Genomic DNA, 17,197 nt, shown 5'->3' with positions numbered 1-17,197 from the left:
CGATTCGGTACCGACCATTCCACCCGAGCCCCTCATCCGAGGGGCTTTTTCTTGGCCGGAAGGCTGGACGGGCATTGGCTTCGTTATCCTTTGAAGACTGCTCGTTCAAGTGCATCAAATCACATTTTCCGGCGCATTCGCGGCGTTAGCGAAACGGGGTTTGGTCTATTCTGGCGAAGTCGCTCCGTCGAACTGAAAGAACTCCATGGCCACCATCACCGCCACGACCCTGAAATCCGTCCTGCTCACCGGCAAGGCCGGACTGATGCAAAGCCTGCAACGGCTGACGCTGGACCCGAACTACGTGCCGGCGCGCCTGCCCGAAGGCATGGTCGTGGGCATCTGGGGCGAGGCCGTGGTGCGCCTGCCGGATGGCACGGTGCGCGAGCTGAAGGTGGGGGAGATGGTCCGCAAGGGCTACGTGATCCTGACCGCGCAGAACGGCATCGTGCAGCTGCAGGTCGAAGGCGACCGGCTGGCACGCGTGCCCAGCGACCGTGACCTCACGGAAGCACCGGGTGCCGGTCTGGGCGGCGGTGAGGACGGATCGCTCATCAGCGGCGAGCGCGCCACTCGGGTCATCGAGATCGTCAGCCCGAACGGCTTCGACTACAGCACCGTCGCCGCCGATCCGTATGTGCCGCCCGGTCCTTCCGCCAATACCGCAGCCGTGGCACCCGGCCTGCCCGGGCTGGGCGTGAACACGCTGACGGTGGACGAAGGGGCCGGCCACGCCGTCTTCACCGTGCAGCTCAGCCGCGCCTCGGACACCCCCACCACGCTGAACCTGGCCCTCGCCGACGGCACGGCCGCCGGCGCGGGCGTCGACTACGGGGCGACCGGCCCCACCAACCTGCAGGTCTCGCTCGACAACGGCGCCACCTGGGTCGACGCCACCAGCGTGACCATTCCGGCCGGCGTCACCTCGGTGCTGGTGCGCACGCCCATCACCGACGACACCCTGCGCGAGCCGAACGAGACCTTCACCCTGACGGCCACGGTGGTCAGCGGCGACGTCAACGTCACCCAGCCGACCGGCGTGGCCACCATCGTCGACAACGGCGACCCCGCACGCGTGGCCAGCATCACCAGCCCGACGGCCGACGAAGGCAAGCCGCTCGACTTCACGGTCAAGCTGACCCACCCGTCCGACACGCCGCTGGTGCTGGACGTGCTGCCCAAGTCGGGCACGGCGACGCTGGGCGTCGACACCGAAGCGCCGCAGGTCTCCTTCGACGGTGGCAGCACCTGGGTGCCGGTCACCGGCACGACCGTCACCGTGCCACCGGGCATCGACACGGTCATCGTGCGCATCCCGACCGTGGACGATCCGCACAAGGAACCGGCGGAAACCATCACCCTCGACGTGAAGGCACCGGCCGACACGACCCCCACCACCGGCACCGGCACGATCAATCCCGATCCGGCCGACACCGCGGTCGGCGTGTCCATCGCCGGCCCTGCCGAAGTCGCAGAGACCGCGGGCAACGCCAGCTACACCGTCACCCTGAGCGACAAGAGCGACACCGCCGTCACCGTGCAGGTCAGGACCGCCGACGGCGTGGCCAAGGCCGGCAGCGACTACACCGCCGTCGACCAGACCCTGACCTTCGCCCCGGGCGAGACCACGAAGACCGTGCTGGTGCCCATCACCAACGACACGACCTTCGAGGGCAAGGAGGACTACACCATCACCCTGGGCGCACCCAGCGGCGCCACGGTCGTGGCCGCCGCGGCCAGCGTGACGACGACGATTTCCGATGAGGTCAACAAGGACACCGGCGGGAACAACGATGCGCCGACGCTGGCCGTCAGCAGCCTGAGCGTGCCGGAAAGCGCCGGCTTCGCGGTGTTCAACGTGACGCTGAGCGCGGCCTCCGACGTGGCCACCACCGTGTCGCTTGCCCTGGCAGACGGCACGGCCACGGGCGGCGGTGTCGACTACGGCACGGCGGGCGGCGGTGCTGGTCACCTGCAGGTTTCCAGCGACGGCGGCAAGACCTGGGCCGATGCGTCCACCGCCACCTTCGCACCCGGCCAGACCGGTGTGCTGGTGCGCACGCCGCTGGTGGCGGACAAGCTCGACGACTCGGGCGAGACCTTCACGCTCCAGGCCACGACGGTCACGCCCGCGGACGGCACCACCAACGCCAGCGCCACCGGCACCGCCACCATCGTCGACCTGCCAGGCCTGCTGATCGACGACATCACCGTCAACGAAGCCACTGGCACCGCCACCTTCACGGTGACCCTGACGGGCGCAGCCTCGACTCCCGTGACCGTGCGCTACGCCAGCGAAGACGGCACCGCACTGGCCGGCAGCGACTACACCGCCGTCACCGGCACCCTGACCTTTGCCCCGGGCGAGCGGACCAAGACCATCTCGGTGCCGATCAACGACGACACCGTCTTCGAAGGCCCGGAAACCTTCACGATCAACCTCAGCAGCCCGAGCGACAACGCCCTCATCGTCGACGGCCTGGGCCTGGGCACCATCAAGGACGACGGCACCGGCACCGTGCCCGACGGCGTCACGCCCACCGACGACCGCCCGAAAGCCACCATCAACGACGTCATCGTCAACGAAGCGGCGGGCACCGCCACCTTCACCGTCACGCTGGCCGGCACCGCCACCACACCCGTGACGATCGACTTCGCCACCGCCGACGGCACCGCCAAGGCCGGCCTGGACTACACCGCCGTCACCGGCACCGTGACCTTCGCCCCCGGCGAGACCAGCAAGTCGATCACCGTCCCCATCCTCAACGATGCCGTCTACGAAGGCGCGGAAACCTTCACCGTCAACCTGGGCAACCCGAGCGCCAACGCGCTGATCAGCGACCCGCTCGGCCAGGGCACCATCATGGACGACGGCAGTGGCACCGTGCCCGATGGCGTCACCCCGGACGATGACCGCCCGCTGGTCACCATCAACGACGTGCTGGTCAACGAGGCCTCGAAGTCCGCGGTCTTCACCGTGACGCTGTCGAACCCGTCGGACCTGCCGGTCACCGTCAAGTACGGCAGCGTCAACGGCACCGCCGAAGCCGGCTTCGACTACGACGCCGTGCTGGGCACGCTGACCTTCGCGCCGGGCGAGCTGACCAAGACCATCAGCGTCCCGCTGCTGAACGACACGGTCTATGAAGGCGCGGAGACGTTCCAGATCGTCCTGGCCGATCCGACCAACGCCAAGGTGAGCGCGGCCGGCACCGGTGTGGATCCCACGAAGGACGGCACGGGCGTCGGCACCATCGTCGACGATGGCACCGGCCCGGTCTCGCCCGACACGCCCACCGACACACCGCTGGACAACGACAAGCCGGCCATTTCGATCAACGATGTGGTCGTCGACGAAGGCGCCGGCACGGCCACCTTCACGCTCACGCTGAGCAATGCCGCCAAGATGGCCGTGACGGTGGCCTATGCCAGCGCGGACGGCACGGCGCTCGCCGGACTGGACTACACCGCGGTCACCGGCACCGCCACATTCGCCCCTGGCGTCATGACCCAGACGGTCACGGTGCCGATCCTCAACGACACCGTCTTCGAGGGCCCCGAGACCTTCACCCTCAACCTCTCCGCGCCGACCAACGCCACCATCGCCGACGGCCTCGGCCTGGGCACGATCAAGGACGATGGCACCGGCCCCGTCCCGCCCGGTGTGACCCCGGACGACGACACGCCGCGCCTGACGATCGACAGCCCGACGGTGGTGGAAAACCTCGCGGGCGGCCACGCGGTCTTCACGCTCACCCTGAGCAATCCGTCCACGACGGCGACCACGGTCGGACTTGCGCTGAGCGACGGCGTGGCCAAGGGCCTGGGCGTCGACTACGGCAGCACCGGCCCGGACAACCTGCAGGTGTCGGCCGACGGCGGTGCCACCTGGACGAACGCCACCAGCGCCACCTTCGCCCCGAACACCACGACGCTGCTGGTGCGCACGCCGCTGAACAACGACAAGGCGATCGAGCCGTCCGAAGCCTTCACGCTGACGGCCACGACCACGGCCGGCACCACGGCATCCCCCACCGCTTCCGGTACGGGCAGCATCGCAGACGACGACGTCGCTCCCATCGCCAACCCGGACACCGGCAGCGGCGATGAAGACACGCCGATCACCGGCTCGGTGCTGACCAACGACACCGACGCCAACGGCGATCCGCTCGTCGTCACCGGCTTCAATGTCGGCGGCACGCCCTACGCGCCCGGCACGACCGCAACCATCCCCGGCGTCGGCACCATCACCATCGCGCCCACCGGCCTCTACACCTTCACGCCGCTGCCGAACTACGACGGCCTGGTGCCCGCCATCACCTACACCGTCACCGACGGCGCCAACCCGGTGAACGGCACGCTGACACTGGCCATCAACCCGGTCAACGACGCGCCGATCGTGACGGCAGGCGCGGTGACGCCGTTGTCCGAAGAAGGCTTGACGGGCGGTCTCGTCGACACGACCGGCATGGTCGACACCACCAACCTGGTCGTCAACACCGGGCAGGTCGGTCTGCGCGACATCGAAGGCAGCGCGATGACGGTGAACTGGTCGGCCGTGACGGCCAGCTACACCCAGGCCGGCATCCCGATCACCTGGACTGGCGAAGACACCAAGACCCTGATCGGCCGTGCAGACGGAGGACCGGAAATCATCCGCGCCGTCATCGGCGACGACGGCCAGTACACCGTCACCCTGTCCGGCCCGATCGACCACCCGGCCGCCGGCGAAGATGCCCTGCAGCTGGACTTCGGCATCGTCGTCAGCGATGGCGCGCTCAGCAGCCCGGGCACGGTCAGCGTCCGCATCGAGGACGACTCGCCCACGGCGCTGGTCACCCAGACCAGCTCGGTGCGCCTGCAGGACACCAACCTGCTGATCACGCTGGACACGTCCGGCTCGATGAACACCGAAATCGAGACCGGCGCCCTGGCCGGCCAGACCCGCCTGCAAGCCGCCAAGGCGGCCATCACCAGCCTGATGGCCAGCTACAGCGAGTTCGGCACCGTGATGGTCCGGCTGGTGACCTTCGCCAATGCCGCAGCGCCAGAGGACACCACCTGGCTGACCGTCGCGCAAGCCAATGCGGCACTGAACACCATCTCAGCCGCTGGCGGCGCCACCAACTACGACGCCGCCCTCACGGCCACCACCGCTGCGTTCACCGCGACCGGACGACAGGCGTCCGGCCAGAACGTGGCCTACTTCGTCTCCGACGGCAACCCGACGGCACCGGCGGCGAGCATCGGTGTCAACACCACCGAAGAAGGCACCTGGAAGACCTTCCTGAACACCAACAGCATCAACGCCTACGCCATCGGCATCACCACCGACGTCGGCCAGAACGCGCTGAACCCCGTGGCCTGGAACGGCACCACCCAGGCCGAGAGCAGTGCCACCGTGGTCACCGACCTGAACCAGCTCAACAGCGTGCTGCAGAACACGGTGCCGATCCCCTCCGGAGAGCTGAGCACCGGTGGCAGGTTCCGCACTGGTGGTCAGGTCGGCGCCGACAAGGGCAACGTGCAGTCGGTCACCGTCGATGGCGTGACCTACACCTACCTCACCAGCGGCGCGGGCAGCGGCAGCAGCGACCCCATCGCCGTCAGCGGCGGCACCGACCGCCACACCTACGTCTCCAGCACCAAGACCCTGGTGGTGACCACCGCCGCGGGCGGACGCTTCCACATCGACCTGGACGACGGCACCTACGAGTACCGCGTGCCGGGCAGTCTGGCGACCACCACGCAGACGGAGATCCTGTCGTATGTCATCGCCGACAAGGACGGCGACACCCAGCACGCCGACATCGTGGTCACGGTCGGCACCTCGACCTCCTCGGTCCTCAACAGCGAAGTGATCCCCACCGCCACCCACGCCGGCACCAGCGGCGCCGACAGCCTCGTCGGCAGCACGGGTGCGGACTACATGGTGGGCGGCGACGGCGATGACCGGCTCACAGGACTGCTGGGCAACGACACGCTGATCGGCGGCCAAGGCAACGACCTGCTGACCGGCGGCGCGGGCGCGGATGTCTTCGCCTGGTCACTGAGCGAGCAAGGCGCCCTCGGCACCCCGACGGTCGACACCATCACCGACTTCGACACCCGGCTGCCCTCGGCCGGCGGCGACATCATCGACCTGCGCGATCTGCTGGCCGGCGAGACCTCCGGCACGCTGGAGAACTATCTGGAGTTCAGCTTCGCCGGCAGCGGCAGTGCGGCCACCACCACCATCCACGTCAGCTCGACCGGCGCCTTCGCCAGCGGCACCTACAGCGCGGCAGCCGAAGACCAGACCATCGTGCTGTCGGGCGTCGATCTGCGGGACTCGCTGGGGCTGGCCAACACCGCCACCGACAGCCAGATCATCTCCACCCTGCTGACCCAAGGCAAGCTGATCGTGGACAACTGAGCATTCGAGCGTTCCGCACACCCCGCAAGGGGTGTCCTCCAGACGCACCAAAACCGCCTTGGCATTCCACCAAGGCGGTTTTTCATGCCCCGTGCAGTCCGCTCACTTCACGGCCGGCCCCGTCACGCCATCCACCCCGCAGGCCCACAGCTCCGGCAGATCCTCGGCGTCCTGCACACCTTCCACGAACACCTTCAGCCCGACGCCGTGCAGCATCGCCACCGAACTGCGCAGCCACGCGCGCCGGGCCGCATCGTGCCGCACGCCGCTGGCCCAGCTGGACGCGATCTTCACGTAATCCAGCCCCGGCTCCAGCAACAGGCCGATGGACGACAGGCGGTCGCCCGCATGCTCCAGCCCCAGGTGGACACCGTGCGGGCGCAACTGGCGGCACAGCTCGATCAGCGCGTCCGGATGGCGCTCCAGCGCCGACTCGTCCACCTCCACCCAGAGCTGCTTGGCCGAAGCCCCCGAGGCCGCGATGCGTTCGCGCAGACGCGGCAGGAACTGCGGATGCGACAGCGACTGCGGCGACAGGTTGACCCCGCGCGGCCGGCCATCCGACGCAATCGCCGTGACCGCCAGGGCCACTGCGGCCATGTCCACATCGCAGCTCATGCCCGTCCGCAATGCAAAGGGCAACCAGCGCGCCGCCGGCTCGAACGGGCCGTTCTCCTCCAGCTGCAGGCGCATCGGACACTCCAGGTGCACCAGATCGCCCAGCCGGTCGCTCACCGGAAACTGCATCAGCTGGACCCGCGCCGCCAGCAGCGTGGCCTGCAGCGCCTTGCGCCAGGTGTCCTCGCCGCCTTGCATCGGCGCCGGCTCCAGGCCATTGGCGACGTAGGCAAAATCGCCCTTCAGCTCGGCATCGGCCAGCCCCATGTCCGCCTTGGTCAACAGCTCCGGCACCGTGCTGCCCGGACGGCAACCCACCGAGGCCACCACCACGGCCACGCCGGGGTTGTCTGCCAGCCGCAGCCGCAGCCGCTCCAGCAGCTCGACCGCAGGATCGTCGCGCTCGTTGGCATGGGGAAACACGACCGCAAAATCCGAACCGTTCAGTCGACCGTGGCACGTCGCCACCGCCCCGTTGGCGTTGGACTCGCCCAGCGCGTGGGCCAGGGCGCGCAGCAGCTGATCGGTGCGCTGGTGCCCCAGCACACGGTTGACATCGGCCAGCCGCCGCACCCGCACCAGCACCAGCTGCGTCAGGGCAGACGATTCCTCGCGCTCGATCTGCGACTCGAAACTGGCCAGGAAATGCCGCCGGTGCGAGATGCCAGTCAAGGGGTCGCAGCTCGCCTGGACGCGGAGCTGGTCGACCTGTTCCGCCTGCTCGGAGAAGATCTGATTGATGCGGGAGACCATCTGGTTCATCGCCCGGGCCACACGGCGCAGCTCCGGCGTACGCGGCTCCTTGACGCGCACGAAGCGGCGCTGGGTCAGTGCATCGGCCTGCTGCACCACCTCGTCCAGCTGTCGGCGCAGGCGCTGCACGGCAAGGTGGCCCAGCGATGCAGCCACCAGCCCGATCGCGAAGGTCCACAAGGTGATGCTCAGGCACGCCGACCAGAGTCCGGCATAGGCATAGGCGGACTGACTCACCACCTCCAGCGTCCCGATCTGCGTCCAGCCGTTGAGGACCTGGCCGACGCCCGCCGTGGGCCGGATCGGCACCATGCGGACAAACCAGGCCGGTGCCGCCAGACTGACCTCGCCGGCGACCCGGGAGAAGCGCGTCGAGCCATCCGGCGACCGCAGGATGATCGATTGGTAATGCCCGGTATCAAATTGCGCGGAAATCGATATTCCCAGCAGCGCTGCATCCTGGCCCTGGTGCGACAGCGACAGCGCCAGCGATTGGGCGTTGTCGTTGTTTTTCACCGAAAGCTGTGTTTCCAGCGAATTTTTCGCTGTCCAGACCGAAACGAGCACGCTTCCGGCGCAGGACAACAAGATCGTGCCCAGGATCAATATCCAGATCTGTCGAATCAGCGACATGCCGACTCCTTTTCTTGTGTGTTCACAGAAACCCCTGATCTCTTGCTTTGACCAGCACTTCTCGCCAGCGCGACAAGCGCGCCACGGCATCGCCAGCACCCGGACCCTGGGTTCCCTGCCACAGGCCTTCCGAGTTGAAACTGAAGACAGGGATCAGATCCGGGCGCTTGGACGCGGGGCGGATGTCGCCGATGAGGTTGTCCAGGATGAGCGGATCGGCGCCGGAACTCGGGTAGTACGCGAGCACCATGTGTGCCTGCTGGACTGCCGTCTGCCCGCCAAAGATGGCCTTGACGTACACCATGCGCAGCCTGGTCGGCGGTACACCGGAGGCAATCAGCGAGAAGTACTTGCCGATCGCGTAGTCCTCGCAGTCACCCTGACCACGGTCCAGAAACTCCAGCGGACTGGCCCAATAGTCGATCTGGCCCCAGGTCTCGATGTCCTCCCGGAACAACAGGCGCCGGTTGAAGAACTGGTTGATGGTCTGTAGCCGGCTCTCGTCGTCCTGACGGGCCATCTGGCCGATCACATCGGTGAGTGTCTGCGCCAGCGCTGCCGTCTGACCGCCCTGCCGGCCTGCGAGATGGAGCAAGCGCTCGGCTTCCCAGGCCAGCGCAGCCGGCACCACCAGCAGGCCCAGCGCCGCCATCGCCCAGCCCAGCCAGTGCGACAGCAGGCACGTACCGTGGCGACGCGGCTGGTCCGCCTCCCGATTCCGGGGGGTCGTTACAGTTCGTGACACAGGTACAACAGCACGCATGGGGACGTTGTCGGCACCGCAGGGGCAAAACCGTAGCCTTTCATCACGAATCGCGACGGCCGGCACAAGTGGGCGCGATTTAGTGCGCGGATCACTTGGACGTGTCTGGTGCGGTGTGGAATACTCAGTTCAAGGTAACCGCGGGCGGGACAGCAAAATAGCCGTCGGAAGTACACCCTCCATCCACGGGTCTCTCGGGAGCGACAATCGGACATGAACACGGTCAGTGAATGTGGCGACAGATGTGTCAACTCCGAAGTCCAGCGCAAGGATCAATGAAACAATGAATAAGGCAGCCTCTCCTCTTGTCGTCGGCCTGCTCGTCTTGGCGTGTCAGGTGGCGCTTGCGCAATCGACCGATCCGCTCAAGGACACGGTGCAGCGCGCGATTTCCACCAACCCCGAGGTCACCGCCAAACTCAACGCCTTCCGGGCAGCGGTCGATGAGGTCGATGTCGCCCGCGGCGCCTACTACCCGCGCGTCGACCTCAGCGCAGAAGCCAACCGCACGCGCGAGCGCATAGGAACGACCAGCCAGGGCATGACCAGCACCGGCATGGCGCTGTCCGCCACGCAGCTGCTCTGGGACGGCTTCGCCACGATGAACCAGGTCGATCGGCTCGGGCATGCACGTCTGGTGCGCTATTTCGAGTTCATCGACACCAGTGAACAGGTCGCCCAGGAGAGTGTGCGCGCCTACGCGGATGTGCAGCGCGCTCGCCGGCTGGTGAAGCTCGCCGAAGACAACTACGTCCAGCACCGACAGGTCACGGAGCAGAGCCAGTCCCGCGTGCGGGCGGGTGTCGGGCGAGGCGTCGATCTGGAGCAGGCGGCAGCCCGCCTCGCACTGGCGGAGTCGAATCTGTCGACCGAAACCTCCAACCTGCACGATGTCACCGAGCGCTATCGGCGCATCGTCGGCACCCTGCCCCCGGTCGAGATGCCTGCTGTCGCCAGCCTCGAAAAAGGTCTGCCTTCCACGCCGACTGCGCTGCTGGATCAGACAGCGAAGCGCAGCGCATCGATTGCTGCGGCAGTGGAAAATCTGCGCGCAGCCCAGGCACAGTCACGCGAGCGCGAAGGCAACCTGTACCAGCCGCGGGTGGAAGCGCGGGTGCGCGCCGCCGCCGGCAGCAATCTGGACGGTGTGCCGGACCAGAAACGTGACACCACAGCCGGCCTGGCCCTGAACTGGAACCTGTACAACGGCGGATCGGACAAGGCACGGGTACGTCAGGCGGCCAACCTGCTCAACCAAGCCACCGATGTGCGCGACAAGGCTTGCCGCGACGCTCGTCAGACCGCCGCCATCGCCTACCACGACATCCAGAAACTCACCGACCAACTGAGTTATTTGGACCGGCACGTGCTGTCAAGCGAGAAAGTGCGCGATGCCTACCGCCAGCAATTCGACATCGGTCAGCGCACACTGCTGGACCTGCTGAACTCCGAAAACGAGCTGTACAGCGCTCGGCGCGCCTACACCAATGCCGAACTGGATCTGGTGATCGCCAAGGCCCGCACCCATGCAGCGGCCAGCAGCCTGGTTGCTGCGCTAGGGCTGACACGGGCAGGGGCAGGCGAGAACGACCTCCCGGAAGGCCGCTACTGGCAAGCGGGCGACGATGCGGCCACCCGCTGCCCGCTGAGCGCAACCGATCTGGCCGTGACACCGAAAGCGGATCTGGACGCGCGTGCTCGCCAGCAAAGCGCAACCATGGCCCCCATCGCCGCTGCCGCCGCACCCGCCGTGAGCGCGCTCCCAGGCTCGCGCACCATGGCGCCAGCCACCGCAGCGGCCCCCACAGCGGATGCATCGATGGCGACCCCGGTGTCGCAGCGTCTGCTCGACTGGGTCGGCGCCTGGACGGCCAAGGATGTCACCCGCTACCTGAGCTTCTATGATCCCAAGTTCCAGCCAACCGGCGTTGCCCGGTCGGTGTGGTTCGCCAACCGAACCAAGCTCCTCAAGAAGGACGGCGCGGTCGACCTGAAGATTGCGAATGTGCAGCGCCGCACCATTTCGGCCGACACCGTGGAAACCAGGTTCGAGCAGCACTACGCCTCGAAGGATTTCAACGACAAGAGCCAGAAGTCGCTGATCTGGAAGCGCCGCGGCAGCGAGTGGTACATCGTCAAGGAAAGCAACCGCTGAGCCTCTTGCGCGCAGTCTTCACGGCCTCGCGCAGATCGAAGCATCGACAAAAAAGCCCTTGAGGATCAACACTCAAGGGCTTTCTGGTTTTGAACTCTGCGGAACCTGTCGCGGTCTATTCTGGAGCGGGTGATGGGAATCGAACCCACGTATGAAGCTTGGGAAGCTGCCGTTCTACCATTGAACTACACCCGCACGCTGCCAGAAACTGCAGGCCGCGATTATGCCAGACGCGCCGCCCATTCGACACAGGCATCGAGTGCAGGCGTTGCGGCTGCGACATTCTCGGCGTGGTTGGCGAGCAGACACACCCCCAGCATGCGTCCGCTGCGGGTGCGCACATAACCGGCCAGGCCACGGGTGTCGAGCAAGGTGCCGGTCTTCAGCCAGGCCTGTCCTTCCGCTGCTCCCCCGCGCAGGCGCCCCTCCAGCGTGCCATCAACCCCGGCGATCGGCAGGGACTTCAGCAGCAATTTCCCCTGCGGACCACGCGCCGCACGGCTCAGCAGGTGCACCATCGCCTGCGGCGTCGCTTTTTCCTGGCGCGACAGGCCTGAGCCGGTATCCAGTCCGGCCCATTCCTTGCGAATCCCCTTGCGGGTCAGCCAATCGCGCACACGCGCCTGGGCCGCGGTGGCCGTGGCGGGACGATTGGGGAAGTCCGGTGCCAGGCTGAGCATCAGGTGGCGCGCGACCAGATTGTCACTGCGCTTGTTCATGTCGATCAGGAGCGTAGACAAGGGGTCGGAGACATGCTCGGAAAAGGGTGCGCCGGCACCGGACTGCGGATCGGCCACCTGCCAGGGCACGGGAGAAAACGCGGTGTGCTCCACCACCCGTCCACGCAGCACACCGCCCGCCTGCAGCCACAATCCTTCGATGCCCCGCAGCCCCAGATCCCTCATGCTGACAGGCGAGAAGCGGATCTGCTGCGCCCCACACCTGGCCGACCACTGGCCATTGACCTGCAGTTGCGGCTGTGGCGTCCCCTCGACATCCCGGTAGACGGCGCTGGCCACACAGGCGCCGCCGCGACCCAATGCGTTGATCAACTTGACGTCCCGCATCGGCGGCGTCACATGGATGTTGGCCCGCCCACCGCCGTCCGACTGCACGGCAACGCTCACCACACCGGCGTCCAGTGCCAGCGCGTCCGGGCGGACATGGTGCGGCCGATCGGGCGAAGGCTCCGGGGTCGATGCCATGTCTTGCGGACGCAGACTGAAGGCTTCCCGGTTGAGGATGATGTCGCCCCAGATTTCCTGCAGCCCCTGTTCACGCAACTGCTGGAACCAGGCCAGAAGATCCTGTGAGGTCAGACTCGCGTCACCGCCACCCCGGATCACCAGATCGCCCAGCAGGCGCCCATTGCTGAGCGGACCGCTGAGGTAGGCCCGCGTACGCCACCGGTAGCCCGGACCGAGCAGGTCCAGCGCCGCCATCGACGTGATCAGCTTGGACGTCGATGCCAGCACGAATGGCCGTGTCGCCTGCCAGGACAGCACAGCCGGCGCACCGTCCAGCGCCTGGATGTGCAGCCCGAACCCGTCGACCGCGAGTCCTGTGTCGTGGAGGCGGTCCTGCAGCACAGGCGGCAGCAGGTCACCCGGCGCCGCCAACGCCGTCGCAGGCGCAGTCGGTACCGCCTTGCGGGTTCGGGCCAGAACGGGATCAACTGCCAGTCCAGCGGAGGTCGCAGCGGCCAGCGCCAGCCAATGCCGCCGGGAAGGACACATGGGAGAACCGTCGACCACGTCGCTTGATGCAAAATCACTCATGGCCTGAGCCTAGGCCTGCATCACACAAGCGCATAGGCCAAATAGCCCGGACTCGCCACCGCAATAACGCGACCACCGGTTTCAGGGATTCCATTCTGAAATATTCGTACCGACTGCACACCAGCGGTAACCCGTTGCCATCGTCCATTGTCCATGACCGCCACAGATCCGACCCCCGACCAGCCTGAACCGCTCGCGCCGACCTTGCCCGAGACTGCCACGCCCTCCGAACAGCCGGGTCTACCCGCCACCCACCACCGCTCGATCCGCAGCTTCGTGGTACGGGCCGGCCGCATGGGCACGGGGCAATTGCGTGCACTGGAGGTGCTTGGACCGCGCTTCGTGCTGCCGTGGTCTGACCGCTTGCTGGATCCACCGACTGTCTGGGGCCGCTCGGCCCCATTGGTGCTGGAAATTGGCTTCGGCATGGGTGGTGCGACCGCCGAGATTGCCGCACGGCAGCCCGAGGTGGACTTCCTCGGTGTCGAGGTGCACACGCCCGGTGTCGGCGCACTGCTCAAGCTGATCGACGAGCAGGGACTGACCAATCTGCGCATCGTCCAGCACGATGCCGTGGAGGTGCTGGAACAGATGCTCGCCCCCGCATCGCTTTCCGGTGTGCACATCTTCTTTCCGGATCCCTGGCACAAGAAGAAGCACAACAAGCGCCGCCTCATCCAGGCCGAGTTCGTGGCCCGTCTGGTCACGCGGTTGGCGCCCGGCGGCTACCTGCACTGCGCAACCGACTGGCAACCCTATGCCGAACAGATGCTGGAGGTCCTGTCAGCCGAGTCAGACCTGTGCAACACGGCAGACGGCTATGCCCCTCGCCCCGACTACCGCCCGCTGACCAAGTTCGAGAATCGCGGCCTGAAGCTGGGGCATGGCGTCTGGGATCTGGTGTTCCGACGCCGCAGCAGCGAAGCCGGACCTACTCCTGCCAGCTGACCAGCCCGGTGTAGGACGTCACCAGGATCAGCAAGCCGAAGGCGATGCGGTACCAGGCAAAAGGCACAAAATTGTGCGTCGCCACATAGCGCAACAACCAGCGCACGCACAGCCAGGCGGACAAGAAGGAGAACACCAGACCGACGATGAACATCGGCGCATCGGCCACCGACAGGTGTTCACGCTCCTTGAGCAGGCTGTAGGCGCCAGCGCCAATCAGCGTCGGGATGCCCAGAAAGAAGCTGAAATCGGTCGCGGCTTGACGCGACAGGCCCATCAGCATGCCGCCGATGATGGTGGAGCCAGAGCGGCTTGTGCCTGGAATCATCGCAAAACACTGCACAGCACCGACCTTCAGTGCATCCAGCGCCGTCATGTCATCCACCGAATGCACGCGCACGGCGCTGGCCGGCCGGCGTTCGGCCCACAGGATGATCAGGCCGCCGACGATGAACGCCGAGGCCACGATGACCGGAGTGAACAGGTGCTCCTTGACCATCTTGCCGATCAACAAGCCGAGGATGACGGCCGGGAGAAAGCCGATCAGCACATTCAACGCAAAGCGCCGCGCATCACGGCTGCTGCCCAGGTGGGTGACGGTGCTCGACAGCCGCTGCCAGTAGACCAGGATGACCGCGAAGATCGCACCGGTCTGGATCGAGATGTCGAAGACCTTGAGCGTGGCCTCGGTCATGTGTGCTTTCATGTCCAGCAGCTGCCCGGCCAGGATCAGATGCCCGGTACTCGAGATGGGCAGGAATTCGGTCAAGCCCTCGACGATGCCCATCACCGCGGCCTTCAACAAGATCACAACATCCACGACACTACCCTTCGATTCGACTCTGACAAGCTCGGACAAGAAAACGCCCCGATTGACGGGGCCTGATACTGGTGTTCAATACTGCAAAACAAGATAGCACAGGCGCAGTGGTGTTCCGTTCCGGAAGCCTTGGGCCGGTGCTCACATGACGACATGGTCACACTCACTTTGAAAAAAAAGCCCACCCCGTCCCTTGATCATGGGAGACCCGCAGGGCGAGGCCCGCTGCGAGGCCAGGGGGCACGTGGGCGTCCGACCCTTGCCGAGGCACAGGCGCAGCGCATGGAGCAACAGCAGTTCCGGGACCGGGACCGGGACGCTGCTCCTGCCCGCGAAGAGCGCCGCCCGCAGCCGCCGCGCAGAGAGGGCAACGTCCCCTTAAGCGTCAACAACCAGCGCTTCGCCCAGAATCTGGCCGACCGCAACGGCCCCCGCAGGGACGTCCCAGCACCGACCCGGCAACAGCTTCCAGAGCCCCCTCGCCAGCCCGCTGCGTCGAGGCCACTGAAAAGCGTCGTCAATCCTCAGGCCGCTCGCCAGATGGGCCTGGAGCGGGCAACTCCTCCCGCAGCACAGCCAGTGCGGGCCTCCAGCCCGGCGTCGGCCGAGGGCGACCGCCTCTCCAAGCGCATGACGGCCCTGGGACTGGCCTCGCGCCGGGAGGCCGACGAGTGGATCGAGGCTGGCTGGGTGCGCGTGAATGGCCGTCTGGCCGTGCTGGGACAGCGGGTTCGTCCGGATGACAAGATCGTCGTTGATCCCGCCGCACACCGCGAGCAGGCGCAGCGTGTCACCATCCTCCTCAACAAGCCGATCGGCTATGTCAGTGGCCAGGCAGAGGATGGCTATGAGCCAGCCTCCGTGCTGCTTCGCCCCGAGAACCAGTGGAAAGAGGACCAGTCCGGTCTGCGCTGGCATCCCGGCCACATGCGCAGCCTGGCGCCTGCCGGCCGTCTGGACATCGACTCGGTGGGGTTGCTGGTGCTGACCCAGGACGGCCGGGTCGCCCGGCAGTTGATAGGAGAAGACTCGAACGTCGAGAAGGAATACCTCGTCCGTGTCGAATACCACCATGGCCCCCGCCTGCCCGATGCCGACCTCGCCTTGCTCAACCACGGGCTCACGCTGGATGACCACGTGCTGCGACCCTGCAAGGTCAGCTGGCAGAACGAGGACCAGCTGCGTTTCGTGCTGCGCGAGGGCCGCAAGCGCCAGATCCGCCGCATGTGCGAAGCCGTCGGGCTCAAGGTGGTCGGACTGAAACGGGTGCGCATCGGCAGCGTGTCACTGGGCCATCTGCCCCCGGGTCAATGGCGATATCTGCGGCGCGATGAATATTTTGCGTGAATCGTTCACCGATTTACGGATACATGCAGTCAATAAACGGGGCAGAACCGTACCACTTTCTCGCATCCCAAACGAACGCTTTCGCTGACACTGACGCGGCTGATGTCAAGTCGATCCTCAGGTCGTCAACGCCTATCGAACTGCCGTCATTGTTAGCACAACGGTAATAAAAAGTACCCATTTTTATCACTTTTGCTGCTTTTAGGAATAAAAGCTAAAGTACGATTGGGATGTGGGGAAGCCTCATGATCGAACAAACAGCCATAATTTCTTCTTCGCTAGACCACCGCACCCGGCTTCTTGAAGGCATGGCTCGCTGCGTGGCCACCAAAGGGTATGCCGATACCACGATCGCCGACATCGCCACGGCGGCACGTGTTTCAAAGCGTACGTTCTATGAACACTTCAGAACCAAGCAAGAATGCCTGATCTCCTTGTATGAAAACGCCAGCCAGCGCGGCCTGAACAGCCTCGCAAAGGCCATCGAACCAGAACAGCAATGGCCTGCTCGCGTCGACCACGCCGTGAAGGCCTATTTCAGCCATCTGGCCGCCAACCCGCTGCTGATGCGCACGCTGTTCATCGATGTGCTCGCCGTCGGCCCCGAAGGCCTGCAGGCGCGGCGCAAGGTGCACCAGCAGCTCGCGGAGCTGATCGCCAGCACCGCCGAGCAGCCGGACAGCGAACTCAACGTCTGGCAGGCCAACGCGATCATCGGATCTCTCACCGAAATCGTGCTGCAAGCCATCGAACAGGATCGGGTCGAACAACTGCCCGAATGTGCGGACGAAGCGGCGCAGGTCATCCGCGCCGCCATGCAGTCCACGCTAGCGCACCCGATCGTGCCGCCGGCATCCGACGCCGATCCGACCTGACTCTCACCGAGTCTGTCTGAACGGCACCGATTCCGGTGCCGTTGCATTTCCAGGACCGGCAAGCGCTTTCCCCACACATGCGCTTGCCAGGA

General features: G+C 66.1%; 9 protein-coding genes and 1 tRNA gene. 5 read left to right on the top strand and 5 right to left on the bottom strand.

All coding sequences use genetic code 11. The annotated features are described in order from the left end of the window. Positions 1-205: 205 nt before the first annotated feature. The gene (locus tag U5O44_RS20695; protein WP_322590269.1) at positions 206-6,415 is read left to right on the top strand and encodes a Calx-beta domain-containing protein; all 6,210 of its coding nucleotides are present in this window, start codon (positions 206-208) and stop codon (positions 6,413-6,415) included. Positions 6,416-6,517: 102 nt separating this feature from the next. On the opposite strand, the gene U5O44_RS20690 is transcribed toward U5O44_RS20695, so the two are convergent. Beyond that, complete coding sequence (locus U5O44_RS20690) at positions 6,518-8,419, bottom strand: EAL domain-containing protein (protein WP_322590268.1); 1,902 nt, start codon at positions 8,417-8,419, stop codon at positions 6,518-6,520. Between the two features lie 22 nt (positions 8,420-8,441). After that, positions 8,442-9,182 (bottom strand): transglutaminase-like cysteine peptidase, encoded by a 741-nt coding sequence (locus tag U5O44_RS20685; protein WP_322590267.1) that lies wholly within the window; start codon positions 9,180-9,182, stop codon positions 8,442-8,444. Between the two features lie 283 nt (positions 9,183-9,465). Here U5O44_RS20685 and U5O44_RS20680 point away from each other — a divergent pair, with 283 nt between their 5' ends. After that, the gene (locus U5O44_RS20680) at positions 9,466-11,337 is read left to right on the top strand and encodes a TolC family outer membrane protein (RefSeq protein WP_322590266.1); all 1,872 of its coding nucleotides are present in this window, start codon (positions 9,466-9,468) and stop codon (positions 11,335-11,337) included. A 121-nt stretch (positions 11,338-11,458) separates the two neighbouring features. Here the strand turns inward: U5O44_RS20680 and U5O44_RS20675 are convergent. Then, positions 11,459-11,532: transfer RNA gene (locus U5O44_RS20675), tRNA-Gly, on the bottom strand. Between the two features lie 26 nt (positions 11,533-11,558). Then, entirely contained in the window at positions 11,559-13,073 is a 1,515-nt protein-coding gene (gene dacB / locus U5O44_RS20670; protein ID WP_322590265.1) for a D-alanyl-D-alanine carboxypeptidase/D-alanyl-D-alanine endopeptidase, read from the bottom strand. Between the two features lie 195 nt (positions 13,074-13,268). Between dacB and trmB the strand changes: the two genes are divergently transcribed. Continuing rightward, positions 13,269-14,063, top strand: coding sequence for a tRNA (guanosine(46)-N7)-methyltransferase TrmB (gene trmB, locus U5O44_RS20665; protein WP_322590264.1), 795 nt, complete (start codon positions 13,269-13,271; stop codon positions 14,061-14,063). Here trmB and U5O44_RS20660 read toward each other — a convergent pair. Further along, positions 14,047-14,883, bottom strand: a complete 837-nt coding sequence (locus U5O44_RS20660) for an undecaprenyl-diphosphate phosphatase (protein WP_322590263.1) — start codon at positions 14,881-14,883, stop codon at positions 14,047-14,049. The genes trmB and U5O44_RS20660 overlap by 17 nt on opposite strands. Positions 14,884-15,423: 540 nt before the next feature. Between U5O44_RS20660 and U5O44_RS20655 the strand changes: the two genes are divergently transcribed. Then, a complete protein-coding gene (locus U5O44_RS20655) occupies positions 15,424-16,230 on the top strand; it encodes a pseudouridine synthase (protein ID WP_322590262.1) in 807 nt (268 codons plus the stop codon). A 245-nt stretch (positions 16,231-16,475) separates the two neighbouring features. Beyond that, positions 16,476-17,105, top strand: a complete 630-nt coding sequence (locus tag U5O44_RS20650; protein ID WP_322590261.1) for a TetR/AcrR family transcriptional regulator — start codon at positions 16,476-16,478, stop codon at positions 17,103-17,105. The last annotated feature ends 92 nt before the right edge of the window (positions 17,106-17,197 follow it).

The organism is Sphaerotilus sp. (genome assembly GCF_034519685.1).
Lineage (GTDB): Bacteria > Pseudomonadota > Gammaproteobacteria > Burkholderiales > Burkholderiaceae_C > Sphaerotilus.
Note: the sequence above shows the minus strand (reverse complement) of the source record. Positions and strands in the feature narration are given on the sequence as shown.

What these genes read in the sequence shown, in the direction of transcription:
- U5O44_RS20695 (WP_322590269.1), top strand. Translation starts at nt 206, where the DNA reads ATGGCCACCATCACCGCCACGACCCTGAAATCCGTCCTGCTCACCGGC.
- U5O44_RS20690 (WP_322590268.1), bottom strand. Translation starts at nt 8,419, where the DNA reads ATGTCGCTGATTCGACAGATCTGGATATTGATCCTGGGCACGATCTTG.
- U5O44_RS20685 (WP_322590267.1), bottom strand. Translation starts at nt 9,182, where the DNA reads ATGCGTGCTGTTGTACCTGTGTCACGAACTGTAACGACCCCCCGGAAT.
- U5O44_RS20680 (WP_322590266.1), top strand. Translation starts at nt 9,466, where the DNA reads ATGAATAAGGCAGCCTCTCCTCTTGTCGTCGGCCTGCTCGTCTTGGCG.
- dacB (WP_322590265.1), bottom strand. Translation starts at nt 13,073, where the DNA reads ATGTGTCCTTCCCGGCGGCATTGGCTGGCGCTGGCCGCTGCGACCTCC.
- trmB (WP_322590264.1), top strand. Translation starts at nt 13,269, where the DNA reads ATGACCGCCACAGATCCGACCCCCGACCAGCCTGAACCGCTCGCGCCG.
- U5O44_RS20655 (WP_322590262.1), top strand. Translation starts at nt 15,424, where the DNA reads ATGGGCCTGGAGCGGGCAACTCCTCCCGCAGCACAGCCAGTGCGGGCC.
- U5O44_RS20650 (WP_322590261.1), top strand. Translation starts at nt 16,476, where the DNA reads ATGATCGAACAAACAGCCATAATTTCTTCTTCGCTAGACCACCGCACC.